26 protein-coding genes and 1 pseudogene are annotated in these 26,460 nt (G+C 68.2%); 14 read left to right on the forward strand and 13 right to left on the reverse strand.

The genetic code is table 11. From position 1 onward, the window contains the following. The first annotated feature begins 13 nt into the window (after positions 1-13). The 7 genes and pseudogenes from AC0L6G_RS00515 to AC0L6G_RS00545 all read left to right on the forward strand — a co-directional run bounded on the left by AC0L6G_RS00515 (position 14) and on the right by AC0L6G_RS00545 (position 5,130). Positions 14-286 carry an aa3-type cytochrome c oxidase subunit IV gene (locus AC0L6G_RS00515; RefSeq protein WP_291537251.1) on the forward strand — a complete coding sequence of 91 codons (273 nt, stop codon included), beginning with the start codon at positions 14-16 and terminating at the stop codon, positions 284-286. 102 nt (positions 287-388) lie between these two features. Further along, positions 389-1,529: pseudogene (locus tag AC0L6G_RS00520) on the forward strand (Re/Si-specific NAD(P)(+) transhydrogenase subunit alpha). After that, positions 1,529-1,867 (forward strand): NAD(P) transhydrogenase subunit alpha part 2, encoded by a 339-nt coding sequence (locus AC0L6G_RS00525; RefSeq protein ID WP_293824304.1) that lies wholly within the window; start codon positions 1,529-1,531, stop codon positions 1,865-1,867. Before AC0L6G_RS00520 ends, AC0L6G_RS00525 begins: the two are co-directional and overlap by 1 nt. Then, the gene (locus tag AC0L6G_RS00530) at positions 1,864-2,130 is read left to right on the forward strand and encodes a hypothetical protein (protein ID WP_291537254.1); all 267 of its coding nucleotides are present in this window, start codon (positions 1,864-1,866) and stop codon (positions 2,128-2,130) included. The genes AC0L6G_RS00525 and AC0L6G_RS00530 overlap by 4 nt, the downstream gene beginning before the upstream one ends. A gap of 13 nt (positions 2,131-2,143) precedes the next feature. Continuing rightward, positions 2,144-3,574: an NAD(P)(+) transhydrogenase (Re/Si-specific) subunit beta gene (locus AC0L6G_RS00535; protein WP_473252712.1), complete on the forward strand. Its 1,431-nt coding sequence runs from the start codon at positions 2,144-2,146 to the stop codon at positions 3,572-3,574. Positions 3,575-3,580: 6 nt separating this feature from the next. Further along, positions 3,581-3,988, forward strand: a complete 408-nt coding sequence (locus AC0L6G_RS00540; RefSeq protein ID WP_293824308.1) for a DUF1801 domain-containing protein — start codon at positions 3,581-3,583, stop codon at positions 3,986-3,988. 83 nt (positions 3,989-4,071) lie between these two features. After that, the gene (locus AC0L6G_RS00545) at positions 4,072-5,130 is read left to right on the forward strand and encodes an acyltransferase family protein (protein WP_293824310.1); all 1,059 of its coding nucleotides are present in this window, start codon (positions 4,072-4,074) and stop codon (positions 5,128-5,130) included. A gap of 3 nt (positions 5,131-5,133) precedes the next feature. On the opposite strand, the gene AC0L6G_RS00550 is transcribed toward AC0L6G_RS00545, so the two are convergent. Both AC0L6G_RS00550 and AC0L6G_RS00555 read right to left on the reverse strand, forming a co-directional pair. Continuing rightward, positions 5,134-5,694 carry an HdeD family acid-resistance protein gene (locus AC0L6G_RS00550; protein ID WP_293824312.1) on the reverse strand — a complete coding sequence of 187 codons (561 nt, stop codon included), beginning with the start codon at positions 5,692-5,694 and terminating at the stop codon, positions 5,134-5,136. Between the two features lie 72 nt (positions 5,695-5,766). Next, positions 5,767-5,991 carry a hypothetical protein gene (locus tag AC0L6G_RS00555; RefSeq protein ID WP_293824314.1) on the reverse strand — a complete coding sequence of 75 codons (225 nt, stop codon included), beginning with the start codon at positions 5,989-5,991 and terminating at the stop codon, positions 5,767-5,769. Positions 5,992-6,085: 94 nt separating this feature from the next. Here AC0L6G_RS00555 and AC0L6G_RS00560 point away from each other — a divergent pair, with 94 nt between their 5' ends. Together AC0L6G_RS00560 and AC0L6G_RS00565 are read left to right on the forward strand one after the other, a co-directional pair. Further along, entirely contained in the window at positions 6,086-7,075 is a 990-nt protein-coding gene (locus AC0L6G_RS00560) for a helix-turn-helix transcriptional regulator (RefSeq protein ID WP_473252713.1), read from the forward strand. Positions 7,076-7,147: 72 nt separating this feature from the next. Further along, entirely contained in the window at positions 7,148-8,584 is a 1,437-nt protein-coding gene (locus AC0L6G_RS00565; RefSeq protein ID WP_293824318.1) for a hypothetical protein, read from the forward strand. A 59-nt stretch (positions 8,585-8,643) separates the two neighbouring features. Here the strand turns inward: AC0L6G_RS00565 and AC0L6G_RS00570 are convergent, their stop codons facing one another. Further along, positions 8,644-9,621 carry a DUF6607 family protein gene (locus tag AC0L6G_RS00570; protein ID WP_293824320.1) on the reverse strand — a complete coding sequence of 326 codons (978 nt, stop codon included), beginning with the start codon at positions 9,619-9,621 and terminating at the stop codon, positions 8,644-8,646. Between the two features lie 35 nt (positions 9,622-9,656). Continuing rightward, entirely contained in the window at positions 9,657-11,879 is a 2,223-nt protein-coding gene (locus AC0L6G_RS00575) for a TonB-dependent hemoglobin/transferrin/lactoferrin family receptor (RefSeq protein ID WP_293824322.1), read from the reverse strand. Positions 11,880-11,992: 113 nt separating this feature from the next. Between AC0L6G_RS00575 and AC0L6G_RS00580 the strand changes: the two genes are divergently transcribed. Beyond that, entirely contained in the window at positions 11,993-12,532 is a 540-nt protein-coding gene (locus AC0L6G_RS00580; protein ID WP_293824324.1) for a hypothetical protein, read from the forward strand. Here AC0L6G_RS00580 and ychF read toward each other — a convergent pair. From ychF to AC0L6G_RS00625, 9 genes are all read right to left on the reverse strand, one after another. Next, positions 12,525-13,619: a redox-regulated ATPase YchF gene (gene ychF / locus AC0L6G_RS00585; RefSeq protein ID WP_291537265.1), complete on the reverse strand. Its 1,095-nt coding sequence runs from the start codon at positions 13,617-13,619 to the stop codon at positions 12,525-12,527. The two genes, AC0L6G_RS00580 and ychF, sit on opposite strands and share 8 nt — an antisense overlap. Positions 13,620-13,692: 73 nt before the next feature. Next, positions 13,693-14,184, reverse strand: coding sequence for a copper chaperone PCu(A)C (locus AC0L6G_RS00590; RefSeq protein WP_293824326.1), 492 nt, complete (start codon positions 14,182-14,184; stop codon positions 13,693-13,695). Positions 14,185-14,196: 12 nt separating this feature from the next. Further along, positions 14,197-16,254, reverse strand: coding sequence for a TonB-dependent receptor family protein (locus AC0L6G_RS00595; protein ID WP_293824328.1), 2,058 nt, complete (start codon positions 16,252-16,254; stop codon positions 14,197-14,199). A 64-nt stretch (positions 16,255-16,318) separates the two neighbouring features. Beyond that, positions 16,319-16,705 carry a hypothetical protein gene (locus AC0L6G_RS00600; RefSeq protein WP_293824329.1) on the reverse strand — a complete coding sequence of 129 codons (387 nt, stop codon included), beginning with the start codon at positions 16,703-16,705 and terminating at the stop codon, positions 16,319-16,321. 48 nt (positions 16,706-16,753) lie between these two features. Next, positions 16,754-17,362 (reverse strand): aminoacyl-tRNA hydrolase, encoded by a 609-nt coding sequence (gene pth, locus AC0L6G_RS00605; RefSeq protein ID WP_293824331.1) that lies wholly within the window; start codon positions 17,360-17,362, stop codon positions 16,754-16,756. Further along, a complete protein-coding gene (locus AC0L6G_RS00610) occupies positions 17,359-17,685 on the reverse strand; it encodes a type II toxin-antitoxin system PemK/MazF family toxin (protein ID WP_293824333.1) in 327 nt (108 codons plus the stop codon). Before AC0L6G_RS00610 ends, pth begins: the two co-directional genes overlap by 4 nt. Further along, complete coding sequence (locus AC0L6G_RS00615; protein WP_293824335.1) at positions 17,682-17,942, reverse strand: antitoxin MazE-like protein; 261 nt, start codon at positions 17,940-17,942, stop codon at positions 17,682-17,684. The genes AC0L6G_RS00610 and AC0L6G_RS00615 overlap by 4 nt, the downstream gene beginning before the upstream one ends. An 83-nt stretch (positions 17,943-18,025) precedes the next feature. Beyond that, complete coding sequence (locus AC0L6G_RS00620; RefSeq protein ID WP_291537270.1) at positions 18,026-18,658, reverse strand: 50S ribosomal protein L25/general stress protein Ctc; 633 nt, start codon at positions 18,656-18,658, stop codon at positions 18,026-18,028. A 131-nt stretch (positions 18,659-18,789) separates the two neighbouring features. Further along, positions 18,790-21,078: an ATP-binding protein gene (locus AC0L6G_RS00625; protein ID WP_293824337.1), complete on the reverse strand. Its 2,289-nt coding sequence runs from the start codon at positions 21,076-21,078 to the stop codon at positions 18,790-18,792. A 147-nt stretch (positions 21,079-21,225) separates the two neighbouring features. On the opposite strand from AC0L6G_RS00625, the gene AC0L6G_RS00630 reads away from it, so the two are divergent. From AC0L6G_RS00630 to pstB, 4 genes are all read left to right on the forward strand, one after another. Continuing rightward, positions 21,226-22,620: a sensor histidine kinase gene (locus AC0L6G_RS00630; protein ID WP_473252714.1), complete on the forward strand. Its 1,395-nt coding sequence runs from the start codon at positions 21,226-21,228 to the stop codon at positions 22,618-22,620. A gap of 153 nt (positions 22,621-22,773) precedes the next feature. Continuing rightward, positions 22,774-24,204 carry a phosphate ABC transporter permease subunit PstC gene (pstC, locus tag AC0L6G_RS00635; protein WP_293824341.1) on the forward strand — a complete coding sequence of 477 codons (1,431 nt, stop codon included), beginning with the start codon at positions 22,774-22,776 and terminating at the stop codon, positions 24,202-24,204. Further along, positions 24,197-25,501: a phosphate ABC transporter permease PstA gene (gene pstA / locus AC0L6G_RS00640; protein WP_293824343.1), complete on the forward strand. Its 1,305-nt coding sequence runs from the start codon at positions 24,197-24,199 to the stop codon at positions 25,499-25,501. The genes pstC and pstA overlap by 8 nt, the downstream gene beginning before the upstream one ends. Positions 25,502-25,505: 4 nt before the next feature. Beyond that, positions 25,506-26,456: a phosphate ABC transporter ATP-binding protein PstB gene (gene pstB / locus AC0L6G_RS00645; protein ID WP_293824345.1), complete on the forward strand. Its 951-nt coding sequence runs from the start codon at positions 25,506-25,508 to the stop codon at positions 26,454-26,456. Positions 26,457-26,460 lie beyond the last annotated feature (4 nt).

A 26,460-nucleotide genomic window follows, 5' to 3' on the forward strand; every position in this document is an offset into this window, starting at 1 on the left:
AGGGGACGACGCCATGGCCGACCACGACAATGCCGCCACAGGTCCGGCTGACGCCGATGCGCAAAGCTATATGCGCGGCCATATGGAGGTGCGCGAGCAGATCTCCACCTATCGCCTGTTCCTGAACCTGGCCAAATGGGGCGGACTGGCCGTCTCCGTGCTGGTCGTCTTCCTGACGCTCTGGTTCCATCCCGGCGGCAGCTTCATGGTCGCGTTGCTGGGGGCGGTCGTTCTGGGCGGCGTGGGCTTCGTGGCTCTGAGGCCAAAGCGCGGCGCCGCGCACTAGGATCGATCGCCGCCTCTCTCCAAGCCTTGGCGTAACCGTGCTTTGACGGCTTGCGCCGGAACGGCCTAACCTTCGTTCAACCACGAGAACGAGGGGATTCGCTTGACCGTCTCAGTCGCCGTCACCCGGGAACGCCGCGAAGGCGAGACGCGCTGCGCCGTGACGCCCGAAACGGTGAAGAAGCTGATCGCTTTGGGCGCGACTGTCGCGGTCGAGGCCGGTACGGGCCTGGGCTCCTCCATTCCCGACGCCGACTACGCCGCCGCCGGGGCGGTGGTGAGGCCGGACACGCGCGCCGTTCTGGACGGCGCCGACATCGTGCTGAAGGTGCGCGGCCCCACGGCTCAGGAAACCAGCGCGCTGAAGCCCGGCGCCATCGTCATCGCCATGATGGACGCCTATCGTGACAAGGCCACCGTCGACGCCCTGGCCGGGGCCAACGCCACTGCCTTCGCCATGGAGTTCGTGCCCCGCATCACCCGCGCCCAGGTCATGGACGTCCTGTCGTCTCAGGCCAACCTGGCCGGATACCGCGCGGTGATCGAGGCGGCCTACGCCTATGGCAAGGGCTTCCCGATGATGATGACGGCGGCGGGCACGGTCGCGGCCGCCAAATGTTTCGTCATGGGCGTCGGGGTCGCCGGGCTTCAGGCCATCGCCACCGCGCGCCGCCTGGGCGCCGTCGTCACCGCGACAGACGTTCGCCCCGCGACCAAGGAACAGGTCGAAAGCCTGGGCGCCGAAATTCCTGGCCGTCGAGGACGAGGAGTTCAGGAACGCCCAGACCGCCGGCGGCTACGCCAAGCCGATGTCCGCCGAATATCAGGCCAAACAGGCCGAACTGACCGCGACCCATGTGGTCAAGCAGGACGTCGTCATCACCACCGCCCTGATCCCCGGCCGCGCCGCCCCGATCCTGCTGACCGCTGACCACGTCGCCTCGATGAAGCCCGGCTCGGTCATCGTCGATCTGGCGGTCGAGGCGGGCGGAAACGTCGAGGGTTCGAAGCTGAACGAGGTCGTGACCACGGCCAATGGCGTCACCATCGTCGGCTGGGCCAATATGCCGGGCCGTATCGCCGCCGACGCCAGCGCCCTCTACGCCCGCAACCTGACGGCCTTCGTCGGGCTGATGGTCAAGGACGGCGCGCTGACGGTCGATCTTGAGGACGAGATCCTGAAGGCGGCGGTCGTCACCGACGGCGGGGCCGTGGTGCATGAAGGGATCAAGGGAGCAAGCTGATGGAACACGTCGATCCCACCGTCTTCCGCCTGGCCATCTTCGTCCTGGCCATCTTCGTCGGCTATTATGTCGTCTGGAGCGTGACGCCGGCGCTGCACACGCCGCTGATGGCCGTGACCAACGCCATTTCCAGCGTCATCATCGTCGGCGGCCTGATCGCGGCGGCGGCCGTGTCAGGGAATGCGGCCGGTCCCGGCGCCTGGGTCGCCAAGGGGGCGGGCGTGGCGGCCGTCACCCTGGCCAGCGTCAACATCTTCGGCGGCTTCATGGTCACGCGGCGGATGCTGGCCATGTACAAGAAGAAGGAGCGGCCGGCCGCTCCAAAGGCGTCTTCGTGACCGACGCCGCGCAGATCGCCATCGTCGGGTCCTGGGTCGCCACCGGCGTCGGGTTCGGCCTGTGGCTGTACGGCTGGTTCGGAACCCGGGTTCCGATCAAGCGCCAGCGGCTGCACGACTGCGGCATCGCCCTGGTCTTCTCGGCCATCCTGGTCCGGGTGGTGACGCAGGACCGGCCGCTGGGCGTCTTCGAATGGGCCCTGTTCTTCATCGGCCCGCTGTTCATCGCCGCCGCCCTGTGGCGGCTGGCGCGCACGTCGTGAGGGGAGGGGCGCGATGACCGCATCGCTTACCGCGTCTTTGGCCGCGCTGGCCTATCTGGCGTCGGGCGTCTTGTTCATCCTGTCGCTGCGCGGCCTGTCCAGCCCCGAGACCAGCCGGCGGGGCGCCGCCTTCGGCATGATCGGCATGGCCCTGGCCATCGGCGTGACCCTGTTGACGCTGGGGGCCACCGGCGCTCTGGACGCGCTGACCCTGGCCCTGATCGCGGGCGGCGTCATCGTGGGCGGCGGGGCTGGCGCCCTGATCGCCAAGCGCGTGGCCATGACCGACATGCCGCAACTGGTCGCCGCCTTCCACAGCCTGGTCGGCCTCAGCGCCTGTCTGGTCGCGGTGGGCGCCGTCTACGCCCCCGCAGCCTTCGGCATTTCGGACGGGGCGGGCGGGATCAAGGTCCAGTCGGTGATCGAACTGTCTCTGGGCGTGGCCATCGGGGCCATCACCTTCACCGGCTCGGTCATCGCCTTCGCCAAACTGAACGGCAACATGAGCGGGGCGCCCATCCTGCTGCCGGGGCGGCACCTTATCAATGTGGGCTTGGGGCTGGTCCTGGTGCTGCTGATCGGCATCATGGTCGGATCGGGCGGCCAGACGACCTGGGCCTTCTGGGGCGTGTTCGTGCTCAGCCTGGTCCTGGGCGCGACCCTGATCATCCCCATCGGCGGCGCCGACATGCCCGTCGTCGTGTCGATGCTGAACTCCTATTCCGGCTGGGCGGCGGCGGCCCTGGGCTTCACGCTGGAGAACATCGCCCTGATCATCACCGGCGCCCTGGTCGGGTCCTCAGGCGCGATCCTCAGCTACATCATGTGCAAGGGCATGAACCGCAGCTTCGTCAGCGTCATACTGGGCGGCTTCGGCGGCGAGACGGGCGCGGCGGGCGCTGGCGGCGTTCAGGAGACGCGGCCGGTCAAACAGGGCTCGGCCGAGGACGCCGCCTTCATTCTGAAGAACGCGTCCAAGGTCATCATCGTGCCCGGCTACGGCATGGCGGTGGCCCAGGCCCAGCACGCCCTTCGCGAAATGGCCGACAAGCTGAAGGAGGAAGGGGTCGAGGTGAAATACGCCATCCACCCCGTCGCAGGCCGGATGCCGGGCCATATGAACGTCCTGCTTGCGGAAGCGAACGTCCCCTATGACGAGGTGTTCGAGCTGGAGGACATCAACGCCGAGTTCGCCACCGCCGACGTGGCCTTCGTCATCGGCGCCAACGACGTGACCAACCCCGCCGCCAAGACCGATCCCCAGTCGCCGATCTACGGCATGCCGATCCTGGACGTCGAGAAGGCGGGCACGGTGCTGTTCATCAAGCGCGGCATGGGCTCGGGCTATGCCGGCGTCGAGAACGAACTCTTCTTCCGCGACAACACCATGATGCTGTTCGCCGACGCCAAGAAGATGGTCGAGGGGATTGTGAAGGGGCTTTAAGGGACCATGGTCAGCGCGCCCAAGACCCGTCCGACAGACGCCTCGGTCGACGATTTCCTCGCCGCCGTCGAGGACCCGCGCCGCCGGGCCGACGCCGAAGCCGTCCGCGACCTGATGACCGAGATCAGCGGAGAGCCGGCGGTCATGTGGGGGACGTCCATCGTCGGCTTCGGGAACACCGGCGGGCCGACGGGGGACTGGCCGCTGATCGGCTTCTCGCCGCGTAAGGCAAACCTGGTGCTCTATGTCGCTGGCGGATTTCCCGAGCGGGAAGGGCTGGTCAGCAGGCTCGGCAAGGTGAAGACCGGCGTCGGTTGCCTCTATGTCGCACGTCTGGATCGGATCGACGGCGAGGTCCTGCGCGACCTGTGCGACCGATCCGTCCACGCGATGCGAAGCCGCCATCCCGGCTAAGTCCGCCAAAGCCTCTATCGCGCAACCTTCACCGGGGCTATCACGCGCCCGTGAAGACAGTCGGACATCAGCGATTTGAAGCCTTGGACTCCCTGCGCGGGGTCTGCGCCATTCTGGTGGTGATGTTCCACATGCCGGTGGCCAGCCATTGGCGGGACTGGGGGCTTGTCCAGCACGCCTATCTGTTCGTCGACTACTTCTTCGTCCTGTCGGGTTTCGTCATCGCCCATGCCTATGCGAACCGGCTGAAGTCGGGGCGGGACGCGGGGCGTTTCATGGTGCGGCGGTTCGGCCGGATCTGGCCGCTGCATCTGCTGATGCTGGGCGCCTTCGTCTTGCTGGAACTGGCGCGGCTGATCTTCCACTTCGACGGGGCCGTTCCGTTCACGCGCGATCGGTCGGTCGAGGCGATCTTCTCCAATCTGCTGCTGGTGCAGGCCTGGCGGGTCCACCCTTATCTGACCTGGAACGGGCCGGCGTGGACGCTGAGCGCAGAGTGGGCCTGCTATCTGATCTTCGCCGGTCTGGTGTTGATCGCGCCCAGGCGGTTCCGCTGGATCGGCCTGGTCCTGGCGGTCGTGGGCGGTGCGCTCGTTCTGGCCTACGCCCGGCGCTGGATGAACACGACGTTCGATCTCGCCGTGCCGCGCGCCGTCTACGGCTTCTTTCTGGGGTGCCTGTTGCAGGGGCTGTGGACCCGCGTACCGCGCCTGAAGGGAGCGGCGGCGACAGGGCTGGAGGTCGCCGCCGTCGTCGCGGCCTGTCTCTTCGTCGGCTGGGCGACGGGACCGATCACGGTGGCGGTCACTCTGGTGTTCGTGGGCCTGGTCTGGGTGTTCGCGGGCGAGGAGGGCGCCTTGTCACGCCTTTTGGACCGGCCGGCGCTGGTGACGCTGGGCCGGTGGTCCTTCGCCATCTACATGGTTCATATGTTCATCCTGACGGTCATGCTGATCATCGGGCGAAAGCTGGACTGGCTGCCGAACGGACGGCGCATCGACTTCGGCTCGGTATGGCTGAACGACCTGTTCGCCGTCGCCATGTTCGGGCTGATCGTCGCGGTCGCGGTGGTCGCGCACCGGCTGGTCGAACAGCCGGCCCAGCGTATGATCGACCGCTGGACCAAGCCCAGATCGGCCTGACCGTCAGCGGCCCGCCGCTTTTTTCAACCGCAACGCCAGGACGATCAGGGCGACGCCGAAGATGACCGCCCAGGTCGCGATCAGCCACAGCAGGGCCAGCGCCCCCGGACCGGGCGCCGCGATCAGGACCGCGCCGAACAGGATGCTGATTACGCCCGCCAGGATCAGCAGCCATTCATTGGGCAGGCGCTTGCGCAGGCGAATGGCGGCGACGATTTCGAACACCCCCCGGAATACGGCGGCCCAGCCGATGATCAACACCAGGATCAGGGCCGTCACGCCGGGCCAGACCAGGGCGATCAGGCCGGCGGCCACGCTGACGATCCCCACCAGAACCAGCGACCAGACGCCCGATCCCTTGCTCTGGAAGGCGGAAACAAGGGCGAATACCCCATCGACCACGGCGTAGGCGCCATAGACGATGATCAGGGACAACAGGCTGATGCCCGGCCAGGCGAAGACCAGCACGCCGAATATGACGGCGGCGACGCCCCGGATAAGCACCGCCCACCAGGCGGCGTTAAGAAAACGGTGGGCCAGGATATCAAGCGGCGAAGAAGACATCTGAAAGCTCCGATCATCGGCCGACGAACGTGGGACCGTCTCACTGTCCCACGCGGATCGAAGCTTGTCTATTCAGGCGGCCATCCGCCATTCCGGCGCCGTCTCGGCTGCGCGACCCTCGTCCCACAGCAGATCCTCGTCGGAATAGCGACGGCTGGCGGCGGCTGAGATGACGTCGACCACCTGCTCCTCCAGGCGGTCCCAGATCACCGCCAGGTCGGATGCGCCGTCCGCTTCGCAGGGCACGATGATGTAGCGGCTGGCGTTGACGGCGGAAGTCGGTTGGAAGCGGGCCATGTGACGATCTCCTGGAAGCGATGGGCCTCTTGTCGATGATGGTCTTTTGCTCCACTGTTGCGTCAGAAACGGACGTAGCAATCGGGAGCGGCGGTTGAGGCACGACAAGGCGGCGATGGTGATCGACCTTGCGCGGCGCATGGCGGCCAGCGCCGAGGGCCTGACGCTGGACGAGATGGCGCGCGACATGCGGGTCGGTCGCCGCACCGCCGAGCGGATGCGCGACGCGGTTCTGATGCTGTTTCCGCAGGCCGAGGAGGTGTCGGACCCGCCGACCAAACGCTGGCGCATTCGCGGCGGCCTGTCGGCGTTCGAACAGGCGCCCACGGCGACCGAGATGCTGGAACTGGCCAAGGCGGCCGCAGGGCTGCGCGCGGCGGGCGAACCGGCGCGGGCGGTGGCGCTGGAGGCTTTGGAGCGCAAACTGAAGGCGGCGATGCGGTCCACGACCTTGAACCGGATGGCGCCGGACCTGGAGGCCCTGGTGCGGGCCGAGACCATCGCGGTCCAGGCGGGCCCGCGCCCGTCGGCGGACGAGGCGATGCTGACGGCCATTCGCGGCGCGGTGCTGGCGCAACAGCCGCTGGGCTTCACCTATTCCCGGCCCGGCGCGGAGCCGCGCCGACGCAGCGTGGCGCCCTGCGGCGTCATGTTCGGGCGGGCCAACTATCTGGTCGCGGCCGACCGGGAGACCGGCCGCATTCAGACCTTCCGCCTGGATCGGATGAGCCATGTCGCCCCGCAGGACGGCTTGGCCGTCCCGCCCGCCGATTTCGACCTGGCCGCCTTCGCCAGCCAGTCGTTCGGCATCTATCAGGACGAGATCGAGGACGTGGCCATCCGTATCGCGCCCGACGGCGCGGCCGAGGCCCGGGGCTGGCGCTGGCATCCCACTCAGGCGTTCGAGGATCAGGCGGACGGCGGGGTGATCGTGCGGTTCCGCGCCTCGGGGATGCGCGAACTGGCCTGGCACCTGTTCACCTGGGGCGAGCAGGCGTCGATCCTGGCGCCGGGGAGGTTGAAAGCGGTCATGGCCGAGGAACTGGCGGCGGCGGGGCGCGCCCTGGATCGGGCTTCAGCCTGACGAAACCGTAAGCTGACTGCGAACGTTCCGGGCGGCTAGGCTTTGCGCCGATCGTACCCAGGAGACCGCCCTTTGCGCCTTCACGCCCTCGCCTCGTCCTCCGCGCTCGCCGCCGTCGTCCTGATCGGCGGGGCTTGTGCGGCGGGACCGGCGCCGCACCGGCCGGCGGTTCTGGACGAAAGCGGGCCGCAGGTCACGGTGACGCGGAGGGGCGATCGCCTCGTCGTCGATTATCGCTTCGGTCGCGACGCGCCGGTCTGGGCCTTCATGGATTCGGCGCTCGAAACCGACACGCGCCAGCCCTGGCGGCCCCGCCAGTGGACGGTGGAGACCCCCGGCGTGGTCATGGAGCGCCGCGGCCATTACGACATCGTCCGCAGCGCCGACGGCGGCCCTGTGCCGCGCGAGGTGCGTTTCCGGGTCACGCCCAAGGCGGTGGACCTGGAGGCGGAATATCCGACCCTGCTGTTCTCGAACGGCGCGGTCGCCCTGCCGACCCGCCAACTGGATGTCTTCGCCTTGGATTCGGTCCAAGCGGCGGACGCGGTGCCGGACGATCTGAACCGGGTGAAGCTGGATGGCGGTCCGTCGCGCGTGACTTGGCGCGACGACAGCGGCCCCGTGCTGTTCAACGGGCGTCGGCGCGACGCCCTGACCACGACTGACGAGCGCAGCTACGTCCTGTTGGGCGAGGCGACGGTGACGCCGGGACAAGGCCTGTCCACGGTGATCGACCCGAACCTGCCGCCCTGGATCGGCGAGGAGATTCGCGACTTCGCTCCGCATGTCGGCCAATACTACCGCGACCGCCTGGGCGCGCCGGGCGCGGGCGGGGATACGCCCATCGTCATGGTGGCCTGGAACGGGCCGACGGAGCGGATGACCAGCATGGGCGGCAGCGTCCTGCCCGGCCTGATCGTCATGTCCTTCGAGGGACGCGGCGTGACGACGCCCCAGGCCGAAATCCGCGAACGGTCGCGCTGGTTCATCGGCCATGAGGGCGCGCATTTCTGGCTGGGCCAGACCGTGCGGTATCAGTTCGCGGACGAGGCGTGGATCACCGAGGGCGGGGCCGATCTGATGGCGGTGCGGGCGCTGAAGGCGTTGGACCCGGCGTATGACGCCCGAAATGAACTGCAGTCCGAGGTGGACGACTGCGCCGATCTGGCCAAACGGCCGGTGGCCCAGGCTGGCGAGCGTGGCGAACACAGGGCCTATTACGCCTGCGGCGCCGTCTTCGCCCTGGCCGCCGAGGGGGCGCAGCGTCAGCGCACGGGCGGCGACTGGTTCGACTTCCTGAAGCCCCTGTTGCGCCAGCCGGACGGGGTTCTGAGCCGTGAGGAATGGCTGCGCGGCCTGACGCGCGTGTCGCGCGATCCGTCGCTGCGGGTCGATGTGGAGCGGTTGCTGGATCAGGGGGCGGCCGATCCGTCCGCCGTCATCGCACGCCTGTTCCAGCGCACGGGCGTCGCCTTCCGCCTGGTCGATGGTCGGGTCGTCCTGAACTGACGGCGAAAACGGCGGCCGGTCGCCCGGCCGCCGCTGCAGGAACCCGCGCCGGGGGATCGTCAGCGCGGGGTCGTAGCCTCGGAAATCAGGGTGCGCGCCTGGGCGATGGCCTCGGCCTCGGCGGTCTTTCCGTCCGCCACCGCCTGGGCCAGGTCCATCAAGGGGGCGCCCGTGGCCGATCCGGTCTCGCCTTCTTCCTGAAGGCGAACGCCGTCATGGGCGGCGATGGCGGCGTCCCAGGCGTCGCGAACGGCGGCCCAGAAGCCTTGCGTCTTGGCCCAGTAGTCGTCGCCGGCCTGCGGCGAATAGCCGGTGGAGCGGTCGTAGGTGTTGATGACGTCTTCCTGGACGATGGCGATGGGTTCGCCGCCGTTCCTGCCGGACATCTTCATATTGTCCTGGATGTGGACCCAGCCGTCGGGCTTCAGGATGTGGCGGTTCGTGCCGAGATAGCGGTCATAGACCGGGTTTCGAACCGCGTCGCGACGCGCCAGCGGACGCCAGGTCGCGTCCGAGGTCCAGGCCGACAGGCCGTTGTCGTAGGTCCAGCGACCCACGCCGCCGTAACGGGGCGAATCGTCGGTTTGCCACACGGTCTGGGACCAGGCGCCGGCGCGCTCGGCCTCCGGCACCGGGGTCAGGGTCCACTGGTTCGGCCCGGCGTAGGTCAGGACGGTTTCCGGCTGATAGACCCAGTCCTGACGCCAGTGTTTGACGACGATGGTCTGGCCGTCGTGCTCCATGACCAGGATGTGCTGCAGGCTGATCTTGTCGCCCTTGTCATAGACGACGCGCACGATCTCGCTGCCGCCTGACAGCTTTTCCTCCAGCGGATCGTAGTCGGCCCGGAAGCTGACGTTCTCGCGCATGTCGAAATGGACGCGGTACTGCCCCGCCTGGGCCAGGATCGACTGGCGATCCCGTTCGAAGGCGTTGGCGGGCATGGCCGCCGCAGCCGTCGGGGCGGTCGCCTGCTGCGCCAGGGCCGCAGGCGCGGTGGTCGTCAGCAGGGCGGCGGCGATGAGGATGGCGCGCATGGGGCGTTTCCTTGCAGTGTGAGAAGACATGCTGCTTACAGACGCAGCGTCAGGGAGACGCCGAAGTTGCGCCCCGGCTGGGTGTAGGCGTCCTTGACGGTCGAAGTCGCGCCCAGGCCGCGCACGTCGCTCCACCAGCCATAGGTCTCGTCGAAGACGTTGAAGGCGCCGGCGCGCAGCGTCGCCCGCTCCGTCACGTTCCAATAGGCCGTCAGGTCCAGCAGGGTGAAGCTGTCGCCCAGATAGCAGGCCGAGCCGCAGCCCAGGCCGCCATAGGTCGCGTCGTCCTTCTTGCCCGACCAGGTGACGGTGGCCGACCCGCCCCAGACGCCGGAAGGGGCCGCATAGTTCAGGCCGGCGACCACCTTCACCGGATCGACGCTGGCCAGTTCGGTGCGGCGGCCTTCGGTGGTCTGTTCGCCCTCTGCATAGGCGGCCGAACCGATCAGGCTGAAGCCGTTGTCCCAATAGATGTCGGCGCGCGCCTCCAGGCCGCGAATATCGACCTCGGTCAAGTTGACGTATTGATAGACCAGCGGATCGACGCCGGGAACGCCCGTGCCGGACACCACCACCTGGTCGATGAAATCGTCGTAGTGGGTGGCGAAGGCGGTGGTGTTCAGCCGCATCCTGCCGCCCGCCATATCGATGTCGCGCAGGCGGAAACCGGCCTCGAGGCTTTCGCTGGTCTCGGGCGACAGGTTCGGGTTCGGGATCGAGCGATAGCCGTAGACGGGGTTCTCGAAGAAGTTGTTCACCTGCATCGGCGACGGCGCCCGGAAGCCCAAGGCGTAGTTGGCGAAGACGCCCAGATGCGCGCCGGTCCAATAGACGACGCCCAGCTTGGGCGAGATATGGTCGTCACTCTGGCCCGAGGCCGGGGCGGGGAACCGGGCGTCGACCTTGGGCGACAGATCGTACCAGTCGTAACGGACGGCCGGGATAATGCTGAGGGCGCCGTCCAGCAGTTCGATCTCGTCCTGCACGAACAGGCCGGCCAACTGGAACTCGGTCTTGGGGAAGGCGCGGACGGGGAAGGTTTCGCCGACCGGCGGGGTGGTCCCGTCGCGGACGCCTTCCTGCGTCGTCATCGACCAGTCGCCGCCGAAGGTGACGCGGTGCTGCACGGCTGCGCCCTCGCCGAAGACGCGCGATCCCTGCGCGGCCAGGCCATAGACGGCGTTGTCGAAGGTGACGTCGCGGGCGCGGTCGACGGCCGGGGTGCGATCCTCGAAAGTGTATTGGCGGGTGGTGGCGTCCTGCCAATACAGCGACACCGATCCGTCGTTGAGCCCGGCGAAATCGCTGAAGCGCCATTCGCCGCTGACGCGGTCGCGCTGCGTCTCGTCATGGGCGGTGACGGCCAGGACGGTGGCCGAACGGCTGCTCAGGGCATCGCCGTCCATCTCCGAATCCAGGTGATCGTAGGTCAGTCGCAGCGCGTGGTTGGGCGCGATGTCCCACACCAGCTTGCCCAGATAGGCGTTGGAGGTGAAGTCCTGCGGATTGGGCTGGGTGCGGGTCGCGCCGACGCCGCCGACCGATCCCTTGTTCTCGGTCTCCTGATAGTCGCGGCGGGTATAGGCGAGCAGGCCCGACAGGGCGCCCGAACGTCCGGCGAAGGCGACGCCTTCGGTCCAGCCCTCATCGGCGGAGTTGTAGGCCACGCGCCCACGCGCGCCGAAGGTCTGATCGCCGATCAGGAAGTCCGATGGATCCTTGGTGGTGAAGGCCACGGCGCCCGCGACGCCGTCCGAGCCGTAGAGGGCCGAGGCCGGGCCGCGCAGGATTTCGACCGACTTGATCAGGTCCAGGTCGTTGTAGCCGCCGCGGCCGACCGCCTGGGCGCCGAAGCTGAAGCCTGCGGGCAGGCGCACGCCGTCGTTGACGATCAGCACCCGGTCGCCGCCCATGCCGCGAATGGTGAAGCCTGAATCGCCGTCGCGACCGGCGCCGGACAGCGCCAGGCTGAACCGCGAGGGGGAGGTGGGGACGCTGACGCCCGGCTCGAACCGGATCAGGTCCTTGATGTCCGTGGCCAGCATGGTCTCGATCTGCTCGGCGTCGATGACGCTGACCGTGCCGGGAATATTGGAGGCCAGGCGCTTGGATCGGGTGCCGATCACGACGACGGGATCGACGTCGGTGGCGACGGCCGGCGCCGCAGCCGCCGCTGGGGCCTCGGCGCGTGCGGACTGGCCGAGCAGGGCCGAGCCGACGGCCGCCGCGGCGGTGGAAAGAAGAAGGAGAGTGCGCATCAATGGCCCCGCTTTGTAGGATTGGCGGGCGTGTTACTGCGAACGATTATTAGAATCAACCGCAATAGCTGTAAGGTTTTGAACCTGGGCCTTGGCCGTTGCGTTAAAACGCCATGAGAACGGTCCTGTTACCGGCGCTGGCCGCCTGCGCCCTGCTGTCCGCATGCGACGAACGGCAGGTCAATCCGCCCAGCGAACCCGCCGCGCCGTTGCGCACCCCGGACGCCATGCAGCCCGTGGAGCCTGCGGGACCGTCGTCCTTGGCGGGGCGCGGCCCGCGCAGTTTCGTGGGGGTATGGGCGGCGAATCCGCAATGGTGCGTCAATCCGAGAGGGGCGAACAGTCCGATCACCCTCACGCCAATGCGGTTCGACGCCTATGGCCGCAACTGCGACATCGCCCGCATCGACGAAGCGGGCTCGGGCTATTTCGCGGCCCTGTCCTGCATGGTTCAGGGCAAGCCGGTGAACGAGCGCGTTCACATGGGCACGACGGGCGATGTCCTGACCCTGACCTATATGGATAGAGACAGGCTGACGACCAAGCTGGCGCGTTGCCCCGGTTCGCCGCGCGCGCCCGACGCCGCCAATCCGCTCGAGAAAATGATGAAGAAGGAGGCAGGGGACGCCCCGCCCGCTGCTCCGCCTAGTTGAACAGGAAGTTCATCACGTCGCCATCCTTGACGACATACGACTTGCCTTCGGCGCGCAGCTTGCCCGCCTCGCGCGCCTTGGCCTCGCCCCGCAGGGCTACGAAGTCGTCGAAGGCGATGGTCTCGGCGCGGATAAAGCCCTTTTCGAAGTCGGTATGGATCACCCCCGCCGCCTGGGGCGCGGTGTCGCCGACATTGATCGTCCAGGCACGCGCCTCCTTCGGCCCGACCGTGAAATAGGTCTGCAGGCCCAGTAGCTTGTAGGCTTCGCGGATCAGGCGGTTCAGGCCGGGTTCCTCCAGACCCAGAGTTTCCAGGAATTCGCGCTGTTCCTCGTCGTCCAGCACGGCGATCTCGGATTCGATCTGAGCCGAGATGACGACGGCGTTGGCGTTGTCCTTGGCCGCGCGCGCCGCGACCTTGTCGGACAGTTCGTTGCCCTTGTCGGCCGCGGCCTCTTCCACATTGGCGACATAGAGGGCGGGCAGGGCGGTCAGCAGTTGCAGCATGTGCCAGGCCTTGGCGTCCTCCTTGGACACTTCGGCGGTGCGGGCGGGCTTGCCGGCGTGCAACTGGGCCAGGGCCAGATCGACCAGTTTCAGCGTCAGCGCCGATTCCTTGTCGCCGCCCTTGGCGCGCTTCTCCAACTGGGGCCGGCGGCGTTCAAGGCTCTCCATGTCGGCCAGCATCAGTTCCGTCTCGATGATCTCCAGATCGGCGATCGGGTCGATGCGGTCCTCGACGTGGGTGATGTCGTCGTCGACGAAGCAGCGCGCCACGAAGGCCACGGCGTCGCAGTCGCGGATATTGGCCAGGAACTGGTTGCCCAGCCCCTCGCCCTTGGACGCGCCGCGCACCAGGCCGGCGACATCGACGAAGGTGATGCGGGCGGGAATGATCTCTTTCGATCCGGCGATCTCGGCCAGGGCGTTCAGGCGCGGCTCCGGCACCGCCACGTCGCCGGTGTTCGGCTCGATGGTGCAGAACGGATAGTTGGCCGCCTGGGCCGCCGCCGTCTTGGTCAGGGCGTTGAACAGGGTGGACTTGCCGACATTGGGCAGGCCGACGATCGCGACTTTAAGAGCCATGGGTGTTCCTTGGAGAAGGCGCGAGCCTTTAGCCGGTTCGAACCGGTTTGTCAGGCTCGCGCTTCAAAAGGGCTCAATGCGCCCCCTGGTCCACGCCCGCCATCGCCGGCTGCCGCACCTTGGCCTGGACCGTGACCGGCGCCGCGTCGGCGAAGTCCAGCGTCAGGGGCAGGGTCTCTCCGGCGACCAGCGGGGCGGTCAGGTCCATCAGCATCAGATGCGCTCCGCCCGGCGCCAGGGCCACGGCCTCGCCCCCAGGCAGGGGCAAGCCCTGAGCCATTTCGCGCATGGTCATCATGCCGTTCTCGGTCTTCATTTCATGAACCTGGAGCGTTCCGGCGCGGGGGGTGGAGCCGCCGGTCAGCCGGTCGTCCGTCGCGGCGGTCAGGACGACATAGCAGGCCCCCGCCCTGGCGCCGTTCGGCGACGGTCGGCACCAGGCGTCGGCGGCTGCGACGGCCGGGGCCGCGTCGGCGTCGTTCTGCGGCTGCGATGCGGGACTGCACGCGGCCAGCCCTGTCAAGGCGGCGATAAGCAGGGCGGGACGGGCGATGTGCGGGATCATCATCATAGTCCTTCAATAGGTCAGGCGCAGGCCGGCGAACAGGGATCGTCCTTCGCCCGGGAAGAAGACGGCGGTCGAGGCGGCGCGGGCGTCGGTCACGGCGCCGAAGTTCGACACATAGGTCGTATCGAACAGGTTGCGGGCGTCGGCGAAGACCGCGACGCCCGGCCGGACCGTCCATCCCAGGTTCAGATTGGCCACGGCGTAGGACGGCGACTTCAGCGTATTGCGATAATCGACCCAGGCGTCGGCGACGGACCATTCCACCGATGGCGCGGCGAACCAGCCGGATGGATGATCGTAGCGCAGCTCGGCTCGGTACAGGTGGGGCGGCACGACCGGCAGGCGGGCGTCGCCATAGACCCTGTCGCCGTCGAAGCGGAAATCCGACCAGCCATAGGTCTGGCGCAGACGCCATTGCGGCGCGATCCGCCAGTCCAGCCCGGCCTCGATCCCCTGATGCGTCGTCGGGCCGGCGTTGAAGGTGGCCGCCGGAACGCCCAGGGCGGCGTTTGGAATGAAGTTCAGCAGTTCGTGCTTCAGTTCGGCGCGATAGGCGGTCAGGTCCCAGGTGAAGGCCCCGCGACGGCCGCGCGCGCCGACCTCGGCCGTCACCGCCTCCTGCGGGACCAGCGGCTGGAAGCCTTCGGCCGTGGGCGACATGGACGAGAAGTTGGGCGGTTCGACCGAACGGGTCACATTGGCGAAGACCTGGGCGCCGTCGTCCGCCTCCCACAGCAGACCGACACGGGGCGCGAACCAGTCGTAGGTCCGCTCGGTCGTCAGGTCGAAGGTCCCGCTGACGCCCGGCACGGCGTAGCCGCGATAGTCGCGTTCGGCCCGTCCCCAGGTTCCGCCGCCGACCAGGGCTATCCGTTCGGCCACGAACAGTCGTCCTTCGGCGAAGACGTCCAGTCCCCTGGCGTTCTGGAAGCTGCGGGCGCGCAAGCCTCCGTGCGAGCCGGCCAGATTGACCCATTGTTTGGCGTCCAGATCGCCTTGGCGATACCAGGCGCCGTAGAAGGCGTCGGCGCGCAGGCCGGCCAGGCGGCCCCGCCAGTCGAACCGTCCGAACAGGCCTTGATTGCGGCTCTGCTGGTCGATGACCTGAAAAATCGGGTGGTCCAGATCCTTCCATGTCCCGTAGACGGCGCCTTCGAACACGGTCGCCTCGTCCAAGCGCCATCGCGTCTGCAGCGTCGCGCGCAGCGATGTCATGTTGCGCTGATAGTTCAGCGCCGTGCTGGAGGCCGCCGCCTGGGTCGGATCGGCCTTCAACTGATCCAGGGTCAGGCTGCCGGGGATCTGCTGGTGGATGTCGCCGCCCGACACCAGCAGCCGCACCTCCCGATCCTGACCGAAGGCGCGGCCCAGATTGGCGGACAGATGCAGGGACTTGCCCTCGCTCTGATCGCGCCAGCCATCGGCGGTCTGGCCTGTCAGGGCGGCGAAACCGTCCCAGTTCCCGCGCTGGCCGGCGATCTCCCCATGCAAGCGCGCCGTCCCATACGCACCTCCATCCAGCCGCAGGCCCAGGTTCGCGCCCGCCGTCCGCCCGGAGGGCGTGACCAGATTGACCGCCCCGCCCAGCAGGGAGCCGCCGAAGCGCAGGGCGTTGCCGCCCTTGTAGACCTCGGTGTAGCGGGCGATCAGCGGGTCGATCAGCTGGAAGTCGCCATAGCCGTCGGCCTCGTTGAACGGCACGCCGTCCTGGGCCAGCAGGACGCCGCGATTATGGCTGGCGTTGCCGATGCCCGATCCCCGGATCGACAGTCGGATGTCGCCGCCCCATTTCTTCTGGGCATAGACGCCGGGCGCGTCGCGCAGGACGTCGGCCAGGTTGGGCGCATAGCGGTCGGCGTAGGATTCGGCCGAGATCACGGCGACGGCGCCTGGCGTGCGGCTCAGCCTGGCGCGCGCTTCGGCGACGACCGGCGGGTCGTAGGCGTTGCGCCGCGCGGTGACGATGACGCTGTCGATCTGGGTCGGGGCGGCGGTCTGCGCCCAGGCGGGCGCGGCCAGGGCGGCCAGCAGCAGCGCGCACGGCGCCGCGGAGGTCTTGAGAGACATTGAGGGTCCTGAAATCAGAGAATCGGGCGCGGCCGGCGCGGGCCGGTCGCGGATCGGTCTGGTTTCAGGCGTGGGGCGGAGCGGTGGAAGGCGGTCGCGGCGGGGCGCGTGCAGGCGGCGGCGGGCTGACCCCTAAAGGCGCATAGACGACGGCGCTATAGGTGCGAAGTATCTGGGCCGGTTCGGGCGACGGGGGGGCGGGCAGGGCGGCGGGCGCAGGTGTGACGCAGGCGGCGCACTTGGCCCCCACATGTTTGTTCGCCGGCCCGTCCACGCCGCCCGACTGAATCGTCTGCGGCCCCTCGGCGGTGCAGATGACCAGCGGATGACCCGGCTGGACCGCCGCCAGCGCCGCGAACGGCAGAAGCGCGCCGATCACGAGCGCGAACACCGCCGCCAGGAAGGCCAGCGATTTCGATGTCGACCAGTTGTCGGCCTGGGATCGGGTCACGGTTCGCCTGTAGGGCGTTTCGATCCTCTGCGAAAGGCGGCGTCTTGTCTAAAGCGCGCCGCGCGCCGCCTGGCGCGGGCTGAACTTGGGCGTGGGGGCCAGGCGCATGACCTCGCCTTGATAGCGTTCGTCGTCGCCGGCGACCGCGAAGGGCAGGGCGTCGGCGCAGGCTTGCAGCAGGGCGTTCAGCCAGGGCTGTTCCGCCTTGTGGAAGTCGCCCAGCACGTGCGGCATGACCAGGTCCTTCTCGCCCGGATGGCCGATGCCCATGCGCGCGCGGCGGAAGTCGGCGCCGAGGTGGCTGATCAGCGAGCGGACGCCGTTCTGGCCCGCCGCCCCGCCGCCCGTCTTCATGCGGAAGCGGCCGGGGGCCAGGTCGATCTCGTCGTGGAAGACGATGATTTCGCCGGGCTTGACCTTGTAGAAGCGCGCCGCCTCGCCGACGGCCCGGCCGCTTTCGTTCATATAGGTCTGGGGCTTCATCAGCAGGACGCGTTGTCCCTCGACCTCGCCCTCGGCGACGATCGACTGGAACTTGGCGCGCTCGGGCCCGAACCGCCAGCGGCGCGAAATCTCGTCGGCCGCCATGAAGCCGATGTTGTGTCGGTTCTTCTCGTATTTTGCGCCCGGATTGCCCAGGCCCGCGATGATGATCATTCGGCGCCCAATCCCAGGACGAAAAGCAGGTGGAGGTCGAGCATGGCGCGTTCCGTTTGAGCGAGGCTGCCGATGACTTCACCGCATCGGGCGAGCGCGACCGGATAGATCTTGTCCGCCTGGATGAGGCTGGGTTTCCTCAAGCCGTTTTCGGCTGTGGGCTGCATCGCCAGGCGATAGGGGGCGGTCTTGTCCGTGTCGCTGGTCAGCAGACAGACCAGAACCGTGCCCGTCTGTACGATGTCCGCCTGGACCACCACAGCGGGGCGGGGCTTTCCGTGATCTCCAGAGACGGCGACGGTGATGATGTCGCCGCGTTTCAATAGGCTTCCGCCGCATCGTCCCCGGACAGGTCGTCCGCCATCATCGCCTCGATGAAGGCGATCGTGCCGCGTTCGCTTTCGCTGTCCTGGATACGGGCCTGATCCGCCATCAGTCGTTCGCGAAACCCGGGGGCGTCGGGGTCGAGCGCCCAGACGCGCACCTGCTTCAGCCCGGCAGCCTTCTTGCGCTCGCGATAGCGCCTGTACTTGTCCGGCCGCGCGGCATGCAGGTTCATGCCGAAAAGGTAGCGCGCCACCCGCCCTCACGCAACCTCGCCCAAAGAAAAGCCCCGCCGCGGCGAGCCGGGCGGGGCGCGATCTTGTCGGAGCGACGGAAGGCTTAGCCTTCGGTCTTCTCGGCCGGGGCGGCCTCGGCTTCCGCGGCTTCGTCGGCGGCGGCCGACAGGGCGGCCGAGGAGACCTTGATCGTGGCGATCACGAAGTCGCGGTCGCTGATGGTCGCTTCCGCGCCCTTGGGCAGGGCGATGTCCGAGATGCGGAGGGTGTCGCCCATCTGCGCCTTGGCCAGGTCGACGACCAGTTCTTCCGGGATCTGGTCGGCGCGGACCAGGATTTCGACGGCGTGACGAACGACTTCCAGCGAGCCGCCTTGACGGGCGAAGGGCGCCTCGTCGGCGTTCAGGAAGCGAACCGGAACCTCGATCTTGACCGGGGCCTTCTCATCCACGCGCATCAGGTCGAAGTGCAGCGGACGATCCGACACCGGATCGAACTGAACGTCCTTGGCGATGACCGGCTGGGTCTCTTCGCCGTACTTCAGCGTCACCAGATGGCCCAGCAGCTTGCCGGTGTAGAGGGACTTGCGGAAGTCCTTCTCGTTCACAGAAATGGCGACAGGGGCCTTTTCGCCGCCGTACAGGACGCCCGGCACGAAACCGTCGCGACGCGCAGCGCGGGCGCTGCCGGTGCCGACGCCATCGCGGACGTCCACGTTCAGAATGATCTCGGCCATGTGGCTCGCCTCAACAACAACAGAAACGCCGCGCCAACCCTGGGCCCGCGCGGCGGGGTCATGAACCCTCGAATTCAAGAGCGCGGGCTATTACACGTATCGAACCGGCGGCGCAACTGTGAAAGGCGCCCTCAGGCCGCCTCGGCGCGATCCTTGAGCACGGTCGCCGGCGCGGCCACCAGGGCCAGCAGTTCGGCGGCGTTGAAGGGTTTGGCCAGGTGATGGTCGGCGCCCGCCGCACGCCCGGCGGCGACGTGTTCGGGCATGGCGTTGGCGGTCAGCATGACGACGGGGGTGCGCGCCAGGCCCATGGCCGCCTCGTGCAGGCGGATTTCCTGGGTCGCCGTCAGTCCGTCCATCACCGGCATCTGCATGTCCATAAGCACCAGGTCGAAGGCGCCGGCGCGGAAGGCCTCCAACGCCTGGGCGCCGTCCTCCACCATGACGATCTGCGCGGGCGTCTGCGCAAGAATCAATTCGATGACGCGCCGGTTGGTCGGATGGTCGTCCGCCACCAGGACGCGCGTCGACCGCGCGCCGTCGGCGGGTTCTGGCGCGCCGGCGTCCGCTTTCTGCGGTTGAGGGGCCGCGCACGGCCTGAGCGGAAGCGTCAGTATGAAGGCGGAGCCGCCGCCCGGCTCGCTCTCGCAATCCAGGTCGCCATCCATCATGTCGGCCAACTGGCGGCAGATCGACAGGCCCAGGCCCGACCCGCCGAACCGGCGCGTGATGCCGCCGTCGGCCTGTTCGAATCGGCTGAACAGACGGCTGCGCGTCGCGGCGTCGAAGCCGATGCCGCTGTCCTCGACCGTGAAGCGCAGCACTGGCCGGCCCTCGCGATCCTGACCGCGCTGGACGATCAGGCCGACGAAGCCCTGGCTGGTGAACTTCACCGCATTGGAGATCAGATTGGTCAGCACCTGTTTGACGCGCACCGCGTCGCCCACCACCCAGAGGCCGTCCTCCAGGTCGATGTCGACATGGAAGTCCAGGTGCTTCTGGCGCGCGTTCTCGGCGTAGAGTTGCGCCGCCTCCCGCACGACGGCGGCCAGTTCGAAGGCGTCCTCGGTCAGTTCCAGCTTGCCCGATTCGACGCGAGCCAGGTCCAGGATGTCGCTGAGCAGGGTTTGCAGCGTCTTGCCCGACGCCTGCATCAGATCCAGCATCTCGCGCTGTTCGGCGGTCAGGTCGGTCTTGGCCAGGGCCTGGGACAGGCCGATCACCCCGTTCAGCGGGGTGCGGATCTCGTGGCTCATATTGGCCAGGAACTGGCTTTTGGCGACATTGGCCGCCTGGGCCGCGTCGCGGGCCTCGGCCAGGGCCTGGGCGTCGCGCTTCAGGTCGGTGATGTCGTTGCAGACCGTGACGGTGCCGCCTTCGGACGTCCGGCGATCCTGGATGCGCAGCCAGCGGCCGCCGGCCACCCGCTGCTCGCTGCTGGAGGACAGCTGGCGTCGCGCGGTCATACGTTCGCTAAGCCATTCCTCTTCGCGCCCGGCCGCTTCCTGATAGCGGCCTTCGTCGATGCCGATGCGCAGCGCCTCCCGGAACGTCAGGCCGACCGCCAGATGCGGCTCCAGCTCCGGGTTCACCTCGGCGTATCGGGCGTTCCACAGCACCAGCCGGTCCTTGCTGTCGTAGAAGCCCAGCCCGTCCGGCATGGCGTCCACCGCCTCGCGAATGCGGCGCAGATCGGTCGAGCGCGAGACATAGGCCATGACGGCCAGCACCCCGCCGACGCCGCAGACCAGCAGCAACACCACGCCCACCAGCAGGCGCATGGCGGCGGGCGACAGGCCGTGGTCGTGAAGCACGAACGGATCGGGGACAATGGCGATGGCCGCCATGCCCACGAAATGCAGAACCAGCACCATCAGCGACAGGCCTGTCGCGGTCAGAGCCAGGTTCGCCGGGCCGCCGCGCCGATAGAAGAAGGCGGTCAGGCCGCCCACAACCATGGCCCCGCCCAGGGATGCCGCGACGAGGCCGGCGTCCCAGTATATGTGGGCCGGACCCTCGATGGCGGCCATGCCGAGATAGTGCATGGCGCCGACTCCGGCGACCGCGATCGCCGCGGCCATCATCCGCCACGCCCGCCCCTTGCCCCGTTGGATGCAGGCGAAGGTCAGGCCGCTCATGGCCAGGATCACCGCCAGCGACGCCAGCGTCAGCCATGGGTCGTAGCGGACAGGCACGCCGGCGATATAGCCCTGCATCGCCACGAAATGGGTCGCCCAGATCGAAAGGCCGCCCACGACGGCGGCGATGACCGCCGCGCGGCGTCTTGCCGCGCGGTCGCGCGGACGCACCCGCTCCATGAAGCGGATCGAAACGCCAAGACCGACCATGCAGATCAGCGCAGCCAACAGTGTGATCCGCCAGTCGTGATCGCGCGCAATACAGTAGATGATGCGGTCCACGAGGCCTCCCCTTGCAGGCACTCTGGCTGAAATGTCTAAAGAAACCGTGCGGCGAAGCTCCCGGAACGCATCAGCCTGTCGAAGCGCCGTCACAAAATCCGTGCAAGGATCGGATATCGCCGTGCATTTCAAGGTCGCCGCCCGTCCATGCCCTACGAAGTTTCGCCTTCGCCCGTCGCGCCGATGTCCTCTTCGCGACTGTGGACGGTGGGGGCCAGCATCGGCATCGCCATCCTGATCCTGGTGGTGCTGGCGATCCTGCACCCCGAACTTGCGGGTTGGCTGCTCGGCGGCGCGCTGATCGTGGCGGCGTCGGCCTGGCTTTTGAACATGCCGGGCGCGGCCGACGCCGCGCCGGCGGCGACGGACGGCGTGGCCGCCGACGCGCCGAACGATCCGGCCGCCGGGGACCTGCTAGACCGGGTGTTCGAGGCCCTGGACGATCCGGTCCTGGTCGTCAGCGGCGGAGAGCCCGACGACATCGCCGGCCGGCGGATCGTGATGGCCAACGGCGCGGCGCGCGACCTGCTGCGCATCCAGCGCCAGGGCGCCCTGCTGGTCCAGGTCATCCGCGAACCCGGCGTGCTGGAGGCGGTGGACGAGGCGTTGTTCGGCGGCGCGTCCCGCACCACCGACTACGCCACCGGCGGCCAGAGGGATCGCCGTTGGCGGGCCTGGACCCGCCCCCTGGCGGTTCATGACACCGCGGCGCCGGGCGCATCCATGGCGCTGCTGGTCCTGCGCGACGAGACCGACGCGCGACGCATCGAGATGATGCGGGTCGACTTCCTCGCCAACGCCAGCCACGAGCTTCGCACGCCCCTGGCCTCGCTGAGCGGCTTCATCGAAACCCTCAAGGGGCACGCCCGCCACGATGTGGCGGCGCGCGACCGTTTCCTGGACATCATGTCGGCCCAGGCGGATCGGATGGGGCGGCTGGTCGCGGACCTGCTGTCGCTGAGCCGCATTGAATTGAACGAGCATATCCCGCCTTCGGGTCGGGTCGATCTGGACCGCGCCGCCTCGGACGTGGTCGACGCCGTCAGCGTGCTGACGCGCGAAAAGGAGATCGCCGTCGTCCTGGATCGGGGGGAGGCGAGGGCTTCGGTCAACGGAGATCGCGACGAAATCCTGCAGGTCGTGCAGAACCTGCTCGACAATGCGGTCAAATATTCGTCGCGCAACGGCGCGGTGGAGATTTCCGTCCGGTCCGACCTGTCGTTCGACGAGGCCTGGGCCTCGCGGATGCCGGGCGCGACGCGCCTTCCGCTGGTTACGCCGGACCGGACGGCCGGCGTGCTCTATGCGGCCGTCACCGTACGCGATCATGGCCCCGGCATGGCGCGCGAGCACCTGCCGCGCCTGACCGAGCGCTTCTACCGCGTCGAGGGCCAGAAGAGCGGCGAGCGTCAGGGCACGGGCCTGGGCCTGGCCATCGTGAAACACATCATGAACCGCCACCAGGGCGGTCTGGTCGTGGAAAGCGCGCCGGGCATGGGCGCGGCCTTCACCGCCTGGTTCCCTCAACCCGAGCGGCGATAGGCCGGAGCCGGGCGAAGCCGTCGGATCGTCGCTGTCACCCAACTGTCACGGACCCGTCTTAATCCGCTGACCATTCGCGGGCAGTAGTCGCGCCGCGTCGGTCCCGGTGTTCGGGGCCGCACGCCGATTCGCGCGCGTCGCTTCGGACTTCGAATGATCTGGATTTATCTGCTGATCCTCATGGCGCTGAGCGCGGCCGCCTTCTTCGGCGGTCGCGAGCTGGCGCGCCGCCGGTCGGTCGGCGCCAAGCCCCATTCCCGCCCCGGCCAGCACGGCGCCTACGCCCTGATCTGGGTCGCCGCGCCGGCCCTTCTGGTGTTGATCCTGGCCTCGGTCTTCTCCGCCCCGCTGCAACGCCAACTGACGGCTTCGGGCGCGCCGGAGGCTGTCGCCGCGCTGGAGCCCTTCCGCCGCGACGCCTTCTTCGCCGACGCCCACCGGGTCGGGCGTGGCGATCCGGCCTTGCAGATCTGGGAGCGGCCCCTGGCCGAACAATTGCCGGTCGAGGCGCGCCGCATGGTCCGCATCGAACGCCTCCTGTCGTGGGGCGGAGGCTCGGCCGCCATCCTGGCCGCCATCCTGGGGGGTCTGTTCGCCCTGACCCAGATCAAGCCCGGGACGCGCGCCCGCAACCGGGTCGAGGGCTGGATCTACGGCGCCCTGTTCGTCTGTTCGGCCATCGCCGTCCTGACCACCCTGGGCATCATCGCATCCCTGGCCTTCGACAGTTTCCGCTTCTTCCAGAAGGTGCCGATCCTCGACTTCCTGTTCGGAACACAGTGGAGTCCCCAGATCGCGATCCGCGCCGACCAGGTGGGATCGTCCGGCGCCTTCGGGGCCGTGCCCCTGTTCGCCGGCACCCTGCTGATCATGGTCATCGCCATGTGCGTGGCGGCGCCCATCGGCCTGCTGTCGGCGGTCTATCTGTCGGAATACGCCAGCCGCACGACGCGGGCCGTCATCAAGCCGCTGCTGGAGATTCTGGCCGGGGTGCCGACGGTGGTCTACGGCTTCTTCGCCGCCCTGACGGTCGGGCCGATCCTGCGGGTGTTCTTCAACGAGATCGGCCTGTTCCTGATCGGCGGTCCTCTGGACGGACTGGGTCAGTATCTGGCCCTGGTTCAGAACCAGATGGCGCTGACCGCCGGCGCCGTCATGGGCATCATGCTGATCCCGTTCGTGTCGTCCCTGTCCGACGACATCCTGAACGCCGTGCCGCAGAGCTTGCGCGACGGCTCCTTCGCCATGGGTGCCACCAAGTCCGAGACGGTCAAGCGCGTGCTGCTGCCCGCCGCCCTGCCGGGCATCGCCGGCGCCCTGCTGCTGGCCGTGTCGCGCGCCATCGGCGAAACCATGATCGTGACCATGGCCGCGGGCCTGGCCGCCAACCTGACCTTCAATCCGCTGGACACGGTGACGACCGTCACGGTTCAGATCGTGACCCTTCTGACCGGCGATCAGGAGTTCAACAGCGCCAAGACCCTGTCGGCCTTCGGCCTGGGCCTGACCCTGTTCCTGGTGACGCTGGCGCTGAACATCGTCGCCCATCGGATCGTCCAGACCTATCGGGAACAATATGACTGACGCGACCCCCGATCGGATCGACGGCGCATCCGCCAACGGGCGGCTGGAGCGGCTGCGCGCGGGCCTGAAGCGTCGTCACGCCAAGGAAACGCGCTTCAAATGGTATGGCCGCCTGGCCATCGCCGCCGCCATGCTGTTCCTGGCGGTCCTGTTGGTCCGCATCGTCGAACAGGGGCGCACGGCCTTCTACACCCACACGGTGACGGTGCCGGTCTATATGGACCCCGCCCGCATCGACCGCGCCTATCCGCAAGGCTCCAACTTCGAGCAGATGGCCGCCGAGCAGCAGTTGCAGCGCATGGGCGTCGTCGACGACGCCCTCGGAACCAACGCCGCCCAGATGAAGCGGCTGTTCTCGTCGGAGCTGAAGTTCGTCGCCGCCGACCTGGTCGCCAAGCGGGGCGAGGTCATCGGCGAGACCGTGCCCCTGGCCGCGCCGCTTTCGGACGACGCCGACCTGTATCTGAAGGGCGAAATCTCCAGCGACACGCCGGAAGACCAGCGCCGCCTGACCAATCAGCAGATCGCCTGGCTGGACAAGATGAAGGCCGACGGAGTCGTCGGCGCCCACTTCAACACCGCTCTGTTCACCAATGGCGATTCCACCCAGCCCGAGATGGCCGGAGTGCTGGGCGCCGTGGTCGGTTCCGCCCTGATGCTGATGGTCACGGCCCTGATCGCCATTCCTCTGGGCGTCGGCGCGGCCATCTGGCTGGAAGAGTTCGCGCCCAAGAACAAGCTGACGGACATCATCGAGGTCAACATCAACAACCTCGCGGCCGTGCCGTCGATCGTCTACGGCCTGCTGGGTCTGGCCCTGTTCATCAACTGGATGCATCTGCCGCGGGCCAGCCCCATCGTCGGCGGCCTGGTCCTGGCCTTGATGGCCCTGCCGACCCTGGTCATCGCCACCCGTTCGGCGCTGAAGGCGGTGCCGCCGTCGATCCGCGAGGCGGCCCTGGCCATGGGCGCCTCGAAGACCCAGACGGTGTTCAGCCATGTCCTGCCGCTGGCCATGCCCGGCGTCATGACCGGCGCCATCATCTCCATGGCCCACGCCCTGGGCGAGACCGCGCCCCTTCTGCTGATCGGCATGGTCAGCTTCGTGCCGGGCGTGCCGCACGCCATCGACCAGCCGGTCGGGGCGCTGCCGTCGCTGATCTACATCTGGGAGAACGCCTCGGAGCGGGCCTTCCACGAACGCACCGCCGCGGCGATCATCGTCCTGCTGGTCTTCATGATCATCATGAACGCGGCGGCCATCATCCTGAGGCGGCGCTTCGAGCGTCGGTGGTAAGAGAATGAAATTCCGTATTTTCCGCTCCGCCGAGGACCAGACGGGCGCCGGGCCGGCCGATCCGACCCAGACGCCGCGCATGGGCGGCCAGGTCCTGCCCGAGGTCGCGCCCGCGTCCGACGCCGCGCCCGCCGAACCGCGCGTGGAAGACGCGACCCCCGTCTCCGCGCCGACCGTCGTCGACACCCCGCCGACCGGACCGATCAAGATCGCCGCACGCGACGTCTCGGTCTTCTACGAAGGCAAGCAGGCGCTTTACGACGTCTCGCTGGACATCCCGGACAAGACGGTCACGGCCCTGATCGGCCCGTCTGGCTGCGGCAAGTCGACCTTCCTGCGGACCATGAACCGCATGAACGACACCATCGCCGGAGCGCGCGTCACCGGCCGCATCGCGATGGACGACGAGGACATCAACGACCGCTCCATCGACCCGGTGCTGCTGCGCGCCCGCGTCGGCATGGTGTTCCAGCGTCCGAACCCCTTCCCCAAGTCGATCTACGAAAACGTCGCCTACGGCCCGAAAATCCACGGCCTGGTCTCGTCCAAGTCCGAGATGGACGGCGTGGTCGAAAGCGCCCTGAAGCGCGCGGGCCTGTGGGAGGAGGTGGCGGACCGCCTGCAATCGTCGGCCATGGGCCTGTCGGGCGGCCAGCAGCAGCGTCTGGTCATCGCCCGCGCCATCGCCGTGAACCCCGAGGTCATCTTGATGGACGAGCCCTGCTCGGCCCTGGACCCCATCGCCACGGCGCGGATCGAGGAGCTGATCGACGAACTGCGCGAGCGGTTCTGCATCGTCATCGTCACCCACTCGATGGCCCAGGCCGCGCGGGTGTCGCAACGCACCGCCTTCTTCCACATGGGCCGTCTGGTCGAGACGGGCGACACGGAAGACATCTTCCAGAACCCGCGCGAACGGCGCACCCTCGACTATATCACGGGACGCTTCGGCTAATCCG

Source organism: Brevundimonas sp. D3-1P (assembly GCF_055809335.1).